The organism is Streptosporangium sp. OZ121 (assembly GCF_051918885.1).
Classification (GTDB): domain Bacteria; phylum Actinomycetota; class Actinomycetes; order Streptosporangiales; family Streptosporangiaceae; genus Streptosporangium.
Map to the genome: position 1 here is coordinate 351822 of NZ_JBPXMC010000001.1, position 11544 is coordinate 363365.

Consider the following 11544-nt stretch of genomic DNA (forward strand, 5'->3'; position numbering starts at 1 on the left):
CCGCCCGGGCCCGCGGGAGCGGTACCGCGGCCGGTCACCGGCACGGCCGCCGATCTGTCACCGGCATGTCACCGGAACCGGGCGGTCACGGGCCTGGATCTCGGATCACCGGTACGAACCTGTCACAGGCAGGACCCCACCGCCACGACGGCGGTCGGCGTGCAGAGCACGCTCGCCCAGGCGGCGACGGCCGACGTGACCGCGAGCGGGGTGCCCGGCGCGGCGAATATCACCGGAGCCGGTGCGACCGGGACCGGCGGGACGGCCACGGGCGGCACGACGCCCGACGGCGGGGTGCCGTCGACCGGCGGGACCGCACCGGGCGGGACGGCGTCGACCGGCGGGGTGGTGCCGGGCGGGACGGCACCGGGCGGGACGGCGTCGACCGGCGGGGTGGTGCCGGGCGGGACGGCGCCGGGCGGGGTGGTGTCGACCGGCGGGGTGGTGCCGGGCGGCAACTGGTCGTCCGGCGGCGGCGGGGTCCCGGGTACCCCGGCCGTGGGCGCCGGGGCGGTCCCCGACACCGGGGCGGGCGGGGGCGGTGTCTCGGCCGAGGGTGACAGCGCGGACATCGATGCGGCCCCCGGCACCGGTGCGCTTCCGGGCGCCGGTGCGCTCCAGGCGGCCGGTGCGGCGGGGGCCGGTATCCCGGGTACCGGCGTGTCGCCGGAAAGCGCAGGGACGGGCGACGCCGTATCCAAAAACGGCACGGCGGCGTGGGCGGCGGCCGGCAGCATGACGGCCGCCCCCACCGCCCCGGTGAGAATCAGTTTTCCAAGCATGTGCGCCTCCACTGATGTGACCGATGTGACTGGTGTGATGGACGTGAACTCCGAAGATGCTGGCAGCCGCTGTGTCCGCGGATGGCAAAGACACCCCCCTGGAGAAGTCCGCAGGAGGAACGGCTTGTGGCAACAGGGGCGCGAGATGCCCGGGGATGGCAACACAGGACCCGGAAACGAATGTGCTCCCACCGTTCGGGGCTTCCGCCCCTTGTGCTGGTCAGACCTGGGATGAGGGTCCCGGTTCATTCACCGGGCGGATCGGTGAAAACAACCCTGACAAGCTGTCATGAATAATGGTTAAACGCGATCGGCCCGCGAGTCCGTACGCATCAAAGATGTCAAGGTTGAGGACGGCGTCCATCCATGGGGGACATAATCGGGCTGTGGCGCGCGACACTGTTGAGACCCATTTCACCGAGGCCGTGACCGCCCTTTCCCCCGGGGCGCCGCGCGATCCCGGCCTGCCCGTGCGGGAGGGCACGACCCTGACGGGCGCCCGCTGCCGCGAGCTGTTCGAGTTCCAGCTCGGCAGCAGGCTGCTGGACGTCACCGCCCGCTGGCTGCGCGAGCAGGGCCAGGGCTTCTACACCATCGGCTCGGCCGGCCACGAGGGCAACGCCGCGGTCGCCGCCGCGCTGCGCGCCACCGACCCCGCCCTCCTGCACTACCGGTCGGGCGCCTTCTACCTGACCCGGTCGGCGATGGCGGGCCGGCTGCCCGAGGAGGGGCTGCGCGACGTGCTGCTCGGCCTGACCGCCTCGGTCGAGGAGCCGATGGCGGGCGGGCGGCACAAGGTCTTCGGCCACCCCGACCTGGCGGTGATCCCGCAGACCTCCACGATCTCCAGCCACCTGCCCCGCGCGGTGGGCGTGGCCTTCGCCATCGAGCGCGCCCGCCAGCTCGGCCTGCCGGGGCCGTGGCCCGCCGACGCGATCGCGACGTGCAGTTTCGGTGACGCCTCGATGAACCACGCCAGCGCCCTGTCGGGCCTCAACACGGCCGCCTACGGCTCGTACCAGAAGCTGGCGCTGCCGATCCTGTTCGTCTGCGAGGACAACGGACTGGGCATCAGCGTGCGCACCCCCGACGGCTGGATCAGGGCCGCCCACCACCCGCTGATGAGATATTTCGAGGCCGACGGCTGCGATCTCGCCGACGTCCACGACGTGGCACTGGCCGCCGCCGACCATGTCCGCGCGCACCGCGCCCCCGCCCTGCTGCGCGTCGGCACCGTCCGGCTGATGGGCCACGCGGGCTCGGACGTGGAGCTGTCCTACCGGACCAAGCGGGAGATCGACGCCGACCTGGAGCGCGACCCGCTCGTGGCGACCGCCAGGCTGCTCGTCGAGGCAGGCCTGATCACCCCCGACGAGCTGCTGCTCCGGTACGAGACGACGCGCGAGCACCTGTTCAAGATGGCGATGGAGAGCTCCCGGCGGCCCCGGCTCGTCTCCGCCTTCGACATCGTGGAGCCGCTGGCCCCGCGCACTCCCGCGGCCGTCGCCGCGGCCGGCACCGGGGCGGCGGCCCCGGAGGCCAGGGCGAGGGCCTTCGCCGGCAGGCTCCCGGAGCAGGAGGGCCCGCTCACCTTCTCCCAGTCCGTCAACCGCACCCTCGCCGACTCCCTGGCCGCCCACCCCGACGTGCTGGTCTTCGGTGAGGACGTGGCACGCAAGGGCGGCGTCTACGGCGTCACGCGCGGCCTGCAGAAGCGCTTCGGCCCCGGCCGGGTGTTCGACACCCACCTGGACGAGCAGGCCGTGCTCGGCCTCGCGCTCGGCTCCGGGGTCTCCGGCCTGCTGCCGGTGCCCGAGATCCAGTATCTGGCGTACCTGCACAACGCCCTGGACCAGATCCGGGGCGAGGCCGCGACGCTGCAGTTCTTCTCCCAGGGGGCCTTCCGCAACCCGATGGTGGTGCGCGTCGCCTCCTACGCCTACCAGAAGGGCTTCGGCGGCCACTTCCACAACGACAACTCCGTCGCCGCGCTGCGCGACATCCCGGGCCTGGTCGTGGCCTCCCCCGCCCGGCCCGACGACGCCGCCTCGATGCTGCGCACCTGCCTGGCCGCCGCCCGTGTCGACGGCAGTGTCTGCGTCTTCCTCGAGCCCATCGCCCTGTACAACACCCGCGACATGTTCGAGGAGGGCGACAGCGGCTGGCTCGCCCCGTACGCTCCCCCGGCCCGATGGGCGGAGACGCACATCCCGATCGGGCGGGCCCGCAGCTACGGCGACGGCCGCGACCTGACCATCGTGACCTTCGGCAACGGCCTGCGGATGAGCCTGCGCGCCGCGGTGAGGCTCACCGCCGAGGGGCACGGCTGCCGGGTCCTGGACCTGCGCTGGCTCTCCCCCCTTCCGGTGGAGGATCTGATGCGGGCCGCCGAGCTGACCGGCAAGGTGCTGATCGCCGACGAGACCCGCCGCACCGGGGGCGTCTCGGAGAGCATCGTCGCCGAGCTGCTCGACGCGGGCTTCACCGGCAGGATCGCCCGGGTGACCTCCTCGGACAGCTTCATCCCGCTGGGTGAGGCGGCCCGGCACGTGCTGCTGTCGGAGGCCGAGATCGAGGCGGCCGCCCGCAAGCTGCTCGGCTGATCCGCCCCTCGGTCCGGAATCCCGGAATCGGCCTCACCGCCCCACCGGAACGTGTTCAATTGCTCACATGCCGTCACGGGTCGCGGCCCCGGCCCGCCGGCAGGCCGACCCTCCATTCCCCCGAGCAGGAGGTACCATGCCCGACGTGGCGACCAAGAGCACCGTTCAGCGCGTGGCGGACCTGGAGGCCTGGGCCTTCAGGACCGGCAGGGACCTGGCGGACATCAAGGAGACACTGCACGATCTTCCCAAGATCATCCGCGAGGAGGTCATGACCTACACCGCGCCGATGTTCGAAGAGATCATGAACCGGATGGCCACCAAGGAGGATCTCTTCGCCCTCTCCGCCAAGGTGGACGGCCTCGACACCAAGGTAGATGGCCTGGAGACCAAGGTAGATGGCCTGGAGATCAAGGTGGACGGCCTGGAGACCAAGGTGGACGGCCTCGACACCAAGGTCGACAACCTTGACGCCAAGGTCGACGGCCTTGAGGCGAAGATGGACACCCGGATGGAGGCCTTCGAAGGCCGGATGAAGTCCTTTGAAGGCCGCATGGAGTCCTTCGAAGGCCGCATGGAGTCCTTCGAAGGCCGCATGGGCTCCGTGGAAGGCCGGATGGACTCCATGGAGGGCAAGCTGGACCTGATCCTGGCCAAGCTCAGCTGACAGCGAGGATGGAGGTGAACGCCTCCCGGTGAGGTCTGGCTCGTCATCTGACTGACCGCGGTGTCCTCAACGGGATCTGCCGGCCTCGGCCAGCACAAGAAGATCTGGCTTCTGCCGCTTGACGAACCATGGGAGCGTCCTTCGCCGTGAGCCCCGGGCCGGTGGTCCGGGGCCCGTGGCGGGGTCAGAGCCAGTCGCGGCGTTTGAACACCAGATAGAGCGTGAGGCAGACGCCCGCCATGAGCAGGACCGCGAAGGGATAGCCCCACTTCCAGTGGATCTCGGGCATCACGTCGAAGTTCATGCCGTAGATGGTGCCGACGAGAGTGGGGGCGAACAGGATCGCGGCCCAGGCGGAGATCCGCTTGACCTCCTCGTTCTGGGCGTTGCTCGCCTCGGTGAGGTTGGTCATGTGCTCGTTCTGGGCCTGGGCGACCATGGTCGAGTTGACCACGAGGATGTCGTGGAGCATCTGGCGGAAGCCGCTGACCCGCTCGGCGACGGTGATCGCGTGGTCGGCCACGTCCCGCAGGTATCTCTGCAGCTCCTGGTCCACCCCGTACTTGGCGGCCCCCGCGATGAAACCCTCGATCATGCCGAGGAGCGGCTGGGTGGCCCGCTGGAACTCGATCACCTCGCGCGACAGCTCGTAGATGCGCCGGGAGACGCCGGGCTCGTTGCCGAAGACCTGGACCTCGATCTCGTCGATGTCGTTCTGCAGGCCGGCGACAACGGGGGCGTAGCCGTCCACGACCGCGTCGAGGATGGCGTAGAGCACCGCCTGCGGGCCCTGGCCGAGCAGTTCGGGGTCGTGCTGCATGCGGCGGCGGACCTGCGACAGGTCGGGCGCCTCGCTGTGCCGCACGGTGATCACGAAGTTACGGCCGACGAAGACGTGCAGCTCGCCGAAGTCGACCTCCTCGGCCTCGTCGAGGTAGCGGGCCGGGCGGAGCACCACGAACAGGGTGTCGCCGTAGCGGTCGGCCTTGGGCCGCTGGTGGGCGACGATGGCGTCCTCGACCGCCAGCTCGTGCAGGTCGAACTCCTCGGCGACGTTGAGGATGACACCGTCCTCCGGCCGGTAGAAGCCGATCCAGGCCATGCTGTCGGGGGTGTTCTTCAGACGTTCGAAGGCGTCGGGCAGCGACTCGGGGGTCGCGGCTCGATGGCCGTTGACGTAGATCGCGTTGTCGATGACGCGCGATCGGGGCGGGACCGGCCGCCCGTCGCCGACGGACCTGGGATCCATCGACCGCTCGGGAGACTCCCGGCCGGTGCCGGGACGCCCGCGCATCAGGCTCCGCAGGCCCCGCATTCGCCGGTCGGTCACGCGTCTCTCCTCATCGGGCGCTCATGAACTCCTGCAGCGACCGCATCGCGGTGGTGCGGATCTTCGCCCTGAGCATCGGGGTCCAGCCGAGGACGATACCGACCGGCCGGCCCATCGCCATCTTGGACCAGCGCCTGAGGTCGAAGTCGTCGTGGTGGCGGACGATCAGGCCGTCCTCGAAGCGGAAGAGGGCGTCGACCTCGTTGACGACCTTCCTGCCCGTCTTGCCGAAGGTGTAACGGCCGGTCCAGTGCGCCGTGCCCTCGTGCGGGCGGGCGGTGATGTCGCGGACGGTCACGTTGAGGTCGGCGCTGCGGCCGAGCAGCATCCGCCACATGCCCATGACCCTGTCGCGTCCTTCGAGGTCCTGGAAGACGGGGTCACCGAAGGTGACGTCGGGGTGGTAGCAGAGCTCCATCGCGGCGGCGTCGCGGCGCGCGAAGGCTTCGTAGAACGTCTTGATGAGCTCGGCGTTCCGATCGTTCACGAGTTTCTCCCGGTCATCAACATCCTGCCGACCGAGTGTAGTGCGCGGAAAGGTCGGGGAGATTGCCCGCGTTGTGCCAGCACACCGCGCGGAGCCGGCCGTCGCCGGGGCCGAGGCGGTCGAGCGCGTGGAGCCGGTGGGCGTACGGGTGGGGGACGCTCGGGGCCACCCGTTCCCCATCAGGGGCTGCCGTGCTCGAAATGGTGCCAGACTCGGCGTTCCATCCGCTCCGGCAGGAAGCGGACGTGCACGTCCGCCAGACCGGGCAGGCCCAGCCCTCGCCACCGGGCGGGGACGCCCGCGTCCGCGAGTTCCGGAATCATGTTCGGCACGGTTCCGACTTTATCGCCAGCACACCGGCAGTCGTGGGACGCTTTGCTCTCACGCCGCAAAGGAGAAACGAGCGTTGTCCGACCTCTGGGTGACCCTGACCACGACCCGTTCCGGGCCGCCCCTGTGGGTCGTGCTGCTGTCCGCCCTGGTCGCGCTGGGCGTGGTGTCGTGGTCCACCTCGTGGCAGCTGTCACGAGGGCTGATCACCATCGCCCACGAGGGCGGGCACGCGCTGGTGGCCCTGCTCACCCGGCGCAAGCTGGAGGGCATCCGGCTGCACTCCGACACCTCGGGCGTGACCCTTACCAGGGGAAAGCCCCGGGGGTTCGGCATGATCCTGACCGCCGCCGCCGGATACGTCGCCCCCTCCCTGCTGGGACTGGGCGGGGCGTGGCTGACCGCCTCCGGCTACGTGGCGGTGCTGATCACGATGGTGATCGGGCTGCTGTTCTGCATGCTGCTGCTGATCCGCAACCTGTTCGGCGTGGTGAGCCTGCTGGCCACCGGGGGCGCCATCTTCGCCTTCACCTGGTACGCCGCGCCCGACATGGACGCGATCCTGGCCTACCTGGCCGTGTGGTTCCTGCTGCTGGGAGGCGTACGGCCGATCGTGGAGCTCCAGCGCAAGCGGCGTCGCCACCAGGCGCCCGACTCCGACGCCGACCAGCTCGCCAGGCTGACCTTCCTGCCCGGCGGGTTCTGGGTGTTCCTTTTCCTGGTGGTGGCGGGCGCGTGCCTGGTGGCCGGGTCCTATCTGCTGCTCCCCCCGGCGTTCGCACTGCTCTGAACGGCTCCGTCCCGCCTCGCTCCGGCTAGGTCCGCCCCGCCGTCGCGCCCCTCGGGTTCCCTTTCGCGTCCGCCGTCATGTTCTCCGTCGCCGCCGTCGCCGCCGTCGCCGCCGTCCGGGGCCGCCCCTGCGGTGGCCTCTCATCACGACGGCGTATGGGAGGGAGCGAGATCGGCAAGGGCGCGGAACCGTATTCAACGGTCACTCGCCGTAACGGTTCGTCGCCATGCCGCGGCTTCGGGAGATCCGGCCGCGTCCGGTCACGACGGGCGTCCGTCCGGGCGGCGCGCCCGGAACGGGAGCGTGGCCCCCGGCGTGTCCACTTCTCCGAGATTCGCCTAATTGTGCGATGCATATCATGATGTTGGGGTAATTACCAGGCACTCACCCCTCGCCTGGTTACGCCCCGTAACCGCACCTCTGAATGACGCTCAGATAATTTTTCGAGTTTATCATCGGGAATATCATTCTCCTGCGAGAGGCGTTCCATGCCCCACCCCGCTTACCTCGTCGGAGCGGCCGGGGCGAGCGTCCTGCTGGTCTCGCTGGGCGTGACGCTCGCGCTCCTCCGGCGGCTCAGGCGGCTTCGCGCCGAGCGGGAGAGGGCGCTCACCAGAGCGTACGAGGGGTTCGCCCGCGACATGCACGACATCGTGGGGCACTGGCTCTGGCTGGCGTCCATCAAGGGAGAGCTGGCCCACCGCAGGGCGAACGGCGACGCGCGCCTGCGCGAGGACCTGGAAGAGGTGCTGCGGGCGGTGCGACAGGCCGCGCACGCCGTACGGAACGTGTCGGAGGCCCGTCACCGGCTGTCGTTCTCCGGCGAGGCCGCGCGGGCCAGGACCCTGATGGAGGGCTTCGGGGCCTACTGCTCGGTACGGGTGGACGTGGACGAGCTTCCCGAGGCCGTGAGCGCCACGCTGGGCGCCGTGGTCCGCGAGGGCGTGACGAACATGCTGCGGCACAGCCAGGTGAAGCGGTGCGCGATCGAGCTGGTCGAGCACGACGGCCGGCTGCGCCTGACCGTCGTCAACGACGGGGCTCCCCGGCGGGAGGCGCACTCCACCGGCAGCGGCGTGGACAACCTGACCCACCGCGTGGGCGAGCTGGGCGGCACGGTGCGGGCGGTCGGCGGCGCGGACGGGTGGTTCACCCTGATAGCCGAAGTTCCTGGTAATTTTTCCGAATAACCTTCACGTCCGCCGCGAAAGCGCAGGTAGCGCACACCTTCACGGTTGACACTGTGAGTTTCGCATATACGAGTGGTTTAATTTGTAACTAGTGGTTTCTCGGGTTATCCGTAATTCTCTCTTCTGGAAGACAGCAGGGGAGAATGCCGTGGATGACCAGTATGAACTTTATTGCCTGGCGGACCCGCTTTTTTATGACACGCTTGACGGCCGCCGGGGGGATCACCCCGATTTCGCGCTCGCTGCCCGGGACGTCCCGGACGGCTGGCAGCACCAGGCGACCGACACCTGGATGCACTACGCGCCGCTCGCCGGCCGCACTCCCGCCCAGGGCTGGAAGATCCACGTCTCTGCCCGCGCCGAGGACGCCGACCGCGCCATAGAGGCGGTCTGGGACTACTGCGTCCCCCGCGACATCGCGTTCAAGTTCCTGCGCAGCCTGCCGGTCATGACCATGCTGAACTCCAAGGCCGCCCCCCGCGGCGCCAGCGGGAAGCTCGTGACGATCTACCCGGTGGACGAGGCGCAGCTGGAGCTCACGCTCAAGGAGCTCGACGAGCTGCTGCGGGGCGTCGAGGGGCCGTACATCCTCAGCGACCTGCGCTACGGCCAGGGCCCGCTCTTCGTGCGGTACGGCGGTTTCGCCGGACGGCGCTGCCTGGCCGACAACGGCGAGCTGGTGCTGGCCATCGAGGACGGTGAGGGGCGACTCGTCCCCGACGTGCGGGAGCCCGCCTTCGGCGTGCCGTCCTGGGTGACGCTGCCCGCCTTCCTCGAACCCCACGTGGCCGCCCGCAACGCGGTCACCACCGAGGGACTGCCGTACCGGGTCGAGAGCGTCATGCAGTTCTCCAACGGCGGCGGCGTCTACCTGGGAGAGGACCTGCGCACCGGGGAGCGGGTCGTGCTGAAGGAGGCCCGTCCGCACGCCGGCCTGGACGCCGCCGGCCGGGACGCGGTGGCGCGGCTGGCGCACGAGCGCGACATGCTGGAGCGCCTGGCCGGGCTGGACGCGGTGCCCGCGCTGATCGACTACTTCACCCTGGGCGGGCACCACTTCCTGGTCGAGGAGTTCGTCGACGGCAACCCGCTCCAACGGCAGCTCGTGCACAAGTACCCGCTGACCAGGGCGACCTGCGACGACGAGGCCATCGCCGAGTACACCGGCTGGGTGCTCGACACGCTCCCCAAGGTACGCCGGGCGGTGGAGTCCCTGCACGGGCGCGGGGTGGTCTTCGGCGACCTGCACCCCAACAACATCCTCGTGACCGAGGACGGCCGCCTGGCACTGATCGACTACGAGGTGGCGACCCTCATCGAGGACCGCGGCCGCGCGGCACTCGCCCACCCGGCGTTCGGCGCGCCGGCCGACCGGCAGGGCGTCGACGTCGACCTGTACGCCCTCGCCTGCCTCTGCCTCGGGCTGTTCGCCCCGCAGCTCACGATCATGCTGCCGCTCGACCGCGCCAAGGTGACCGAGCTGGCCAGGATCATCGGCGAGACCTTCCCCGTACCGCGCGAGGTGCTCGACGAGGCGGTCCTGACCGTCGCGGGCCCCGAGCCCGTGGCGGCCACGCCGTACCCGAAGCCGGGGCTCGACGACTGGCCCCGGCTCAGGGAGGCGATGACCAGGTCCATCCTGGCGAGCGCCACCCCCGAGCGCGAGGACCGGCTCTTCCCCGGCGACGTCGCCCAGTTCCAGCCCGGCGGGGGCGTCAACCTCGCGTACGGCGCGGCGGGCGTGCTCTACGCGCTGGCCGCCACCGGAGCCGAGCGCCGTCCCGAGTACGAGGACTGGCTGCGCGCCAGGGCACTGGCCCCCGACCCGGGGACGGGGATCGGGTTCTACGACGGCCTGCACGGCGTGGCCTACGTCCTCGACCTGCTCGGACACCGCCAGGACGCGATCGACACCGCCGACCTGTGCCTGCGCCAGAAGTGGGAGTCGCTGGAGCTCGGGCTGTTCAGCGGCCTGGCCGGCATGGGCCTGAACCTTCTCCATCTGGGCGGGACCACCGGCGAGCGGACCTTCACCGAGGTGGCCCTGCAGATCACCGGCATCTGCTCCGACAGGCTGGGCGGGCCCGACGACGTGCCGGAGATCAGCGGCGGCGCCAACCCCCGGGCCGGGCTGATGTACGGCTCCTCCGGACCCGCACTCCTCTTCCTGCACGCCTACGAGCGCACCGGTGACGCGTCGCTGCTCGAGCGGGCGGCCGTGGCGCTCCGGCAGGACCTGCGGCGCTGCGTCACCGGCGAGGACGGCACCCTCCAGGTCGACCAGGGCTGGCGCACGCTGCCCTACCTGGACGAGGGGTCGGTGGGCATCGGCCTGGTCCTCGCCCGCTACCTGGCCCACCGCGAGGACGCGGACTTCCGCGCCGCGCTCGACGGCTGCCGGCGCGTCACCCGGGGACGCTACTTCGTGCAGTCCGGCCTGTTCACCGGCCGGAGCGGCATGATCGGCGGGCTCGGCTGGGGCCTGGGGCCCGAGCCGAACGCCCCCCACACCGGCCACACCGGCCGCACAGACCTGGCCGAGCAGCTCCGCGGGCTGGACTGGCACGCGCTGCCCCACGGCGGCGGGCTGGCCTTCCCCGGCAACCAGCTGCTCAGGCTCTCCATGGACTTCGCGACCGGTACGGCCGGAGTCCTGTTCGCGATGAGCGCCGTGCTGCACGACCGGCCGGTGTTCCTCCCCTTCATCGAGCCGCCCGGCGGCACGAGCGCCCCGGCAGGGGTGTCCGCGCACGGATCCGCCGGGTGGTTTGGCCCCCACGACACATCGACATCGAAGGAGGTGTAACGACATGGTTCTTCTCGACCTGCAGTCCCTGGAGGCCCCCACCGGCGGCGGTGGCGGCGGCGGTGGCAGCACCCTCACGGTCCTGGGCTGCCAGTCCGGCAAGCCCAGCAACCTGAGCCTCCTGCTCTGCCACTAGGCACCCGGTTTTCCCGATATCGGTTCCCATCAGAAGTGAGGCAATCCCATGGTCCTTCTCGACCTGCAGTCCCTGGAGACCCCCGACGGCGGCGGCCACGGCGGTGGCGGCGGCAGCACCCTCACGGTCCTGGGCTGCCAGTCCGGCAAGCCCAGCAACCTGAGCCTCCTGCTCTGCCACTAGGCACCCGGTTTTCCCGATATCGGTTCCCATCAGAAGTGAGGCAATCCCATGGTCCTTCTCGACCTGCAGTCCCTGGAGGCCCCCACCGGCGGCGGCGGTGGCGGTGGCGGTGGCGGTAGCACCCTGACGGTTCTCGGCTGCGAGTCCGGCAAGCCCAGCAACCTGAGCGTCGTGCTCTGCCACTAGTGAGACCCCGTGCCCGGGACGGCCAGCGACGGCGGCCGTCCCGGGCACTCCCGT

At 70.6% G+C, this 11544-nt stretch carries 12 protein-coding genes; 8 read left to right on the plus strand and 4 right to left on the minus strand.

Annotated elements, in window-relative coordinates; genetic code table 11:
- Positions 1–122: 122 nt before the first annotated feature.
- Positions 123–782, minus strand: coding sequence for a hypothetical protein (locus ACTOQ1_RS01845; RefSeq protein WP_440063929.1), 660 nt, complete (start codon positions 780–782; stop codon positions 123–125).
- A gap of 386 nt (positions 783–1168) precedes the next feature.
- On the opposite strand from ACTOQ1_RS01845, the gene ACTOQ1_RS01850 reads away from it, so the two are divergent.
- Together ACTOQ1_RS01850 and ACTOQ1_RS01855 are read left to right on the plus strand one after the other, a co-directional pair.
- Complete coding sequence (locus ACTOQ1_RS01850; RefSeq protein ID WP_440063930.1) at positions 1169–3385, plus strand: thiamine pyrophosphate-dependent enzyme; 2217 nt, start codon at positions 1169–1171, stop codon at positions 3383–3385.
- Positions 3386–3521: 136 nt separating this feature from the next.
- Complete coding sequence (locus ACTOQ1_RS01855; protein ID WP_440063932.1) at positions 3522–4052, plus strand: hypothetical protein; 531 nt, start codon at positions 3522–3524, stop codon at positions 4050–4052.
- Positions 4053–4236: 184 nt separating this feature from the next.
- Here ACTOQ1_RS01855 and ACTOQ1_RS01860 read toward each other — a convergent pair whose 3' ends face one another.
- The 3 genes from ACTOQ1_RS01860 to ACTOQ1_RS01870 form a co-directional block, all read right to left on the minus strand.
- Complete coding sequence (locus ACTOQ1_RS01860; RefSeq protein WP_440063933.1) at positions 4237–5382, minus strand: magnesium and cobalt transport protein CorA; 1146 nt, start codon at positions 5380–5382, stop codon at positions 4237–4239.
- Between the two features lie 10 nt (positions 5383–5392).
- On the minus strand, positions 5393–5869 hold the full coding sequence (locus ACTOQ1_RS01865) for a nuclear transport factor 2 family protein (protein ID WP_440063935.1): 477 nt from the start codon (positions 5867–5869) through the stop codon (positions 5393–5395).
- A gap of 179 nt (positions 5870–6048) precedes the next feature.
- Complete coding sequence (locus ACTOQ1_RS01870; protein WP_440063936.1) at positions 6049–6201, minus strand: hypothetical protein; 153 nt, start codon at positions 6199–6201, stop codon at positions 6049–6051.
- Between the two features lie 74 nt (positions 6202–6275).
- On the opposite strand from ACTOQ1_RS01870, the gene ACTOQ1_RS01875 reads away from it, so the two are divergent.
- From ACTOQ1_RS01875 to ACTOQ1_RS01900, 6 genes are all read left to right on the plus strand, one after another.
- The gene (locus tag ACTOQ1_RS01875) at positions 6276–6989 is read left to right on the plus strand and encodes a M50 family metallopeptidase (RefSeq protein ID WP_440063937.1); all 714 of its coding nucleotides are present in this window, start codon (positions 6276–6278) and stop codon (positions 6987–6989) included.
- Positions 6990–7477: 488 nt separating this feature from the next.
- Positions 7478–8179, plus strand: a complete 702-nt coding sequence (locus ACTOQ1_RS01880; protein WP_440063939.1) for a sensor histidine kinase — start codon at positions 7478–7480, stop codon at positions 8177–8179.
- A 148-nt stretch (positions 8180–8327) separates the two neighbouring features.
- On the plus strand, positions 8328–10985 hold the full coding sequence (lanKC, locus tag ACTOQ1_RS01885; RefSeq protein ID WP_440063941.1) for a class III lanthionine synthetase LanKC: 2658 nt from the start codon (positions 8328–8330) through the stop codon (positions 10983–10985).
- 4 nt (positions 10986–10989) lie between these two features.
- Positions 10990–11121 (plus strand): SapB/AmfS family lanthipeptide, encoded by a 132-nt coding sequence (locus tag ACTOQ1_RS01890; protein WP_440063942.1) that lies wholly within the window; start codon positions 10990–10992, stop codon positions 11119–11121.
- A 48-nt stretch (positions 11122–11169) separates the two neighbouring features.
- The gene (locus ACTOQ1_RS01895) at positions 11170–11304 is read left to right on the plus strand and encodes a SapB/AmfS family lanthipeptide (protein WP_362692965.1); all 135 of its coding nucleotides are present in this window, start codon (positions 11170–11172) and stop codon (positions 11302–11304) included.
- 48 nt (positions 11305–11352) lie between these two features.
- Complete coding sequence (locus tag ACTOQ1_RS01900) at positions 11353–11490, plus strand: SapB/AmfS family lanthipeptide (protein ID WP_440063943.1); 138 nt, start codon at positions 11353–11355, stop codon at positions 11488–11490.
- Positions 11491–11544: the final 54 nt, after the last annotated feature.

Excerpts from the sequence above, each read along its gene's own strand:
- ACTOQ1_RS01845 (WP_440063929.1), bottom strand. The coding sequence starts at position 782 with ATGCTTGGAAAACTGATTCTCACCGGGGCGGTGGGGGCGGCCGTCATG.
- ACTOQ1_RS01900 (WP_440063943.1), top strand. The coding sequence starts at position 11,353 with ATGGTCCTTCTCGACCTGCAGTCCCTGGAGGCCCCCACCGGCGGCGGC.
- ACTOQ1_RS01890 (WP_440063942.1), top strand. The coding sequence starts at position 10,990 with ATGGTTCTTCTCGACCTGCAGTCCCTGGAGGCCCCCACCGGCGGCGGT.
- ACTOQ1_RS01880 (WP_440063939.1), top strand. The coding sequence starts at position 7,478 with ATGCCCCACCCCGCTTACCTCGTCGGAGCGGCCGGGGCGAGCGTCCTG.
- ACTOQ1_RS01895 (WP_362692965.1), top strand. The coding sequence starts at position 11,170 with ATGGTCCTTCTCGACCTGCAGTCCCTGGAGACCCCCGACGGCGGCGGC.
- ACTOQ1_RS01855 (WP_440063932.1), top strand. The coding sequence starts at position 3,522 with ATGCCCGACGTGGCGACCAAGAGCACCGTTCAGCGCGTGGCGGACCTG.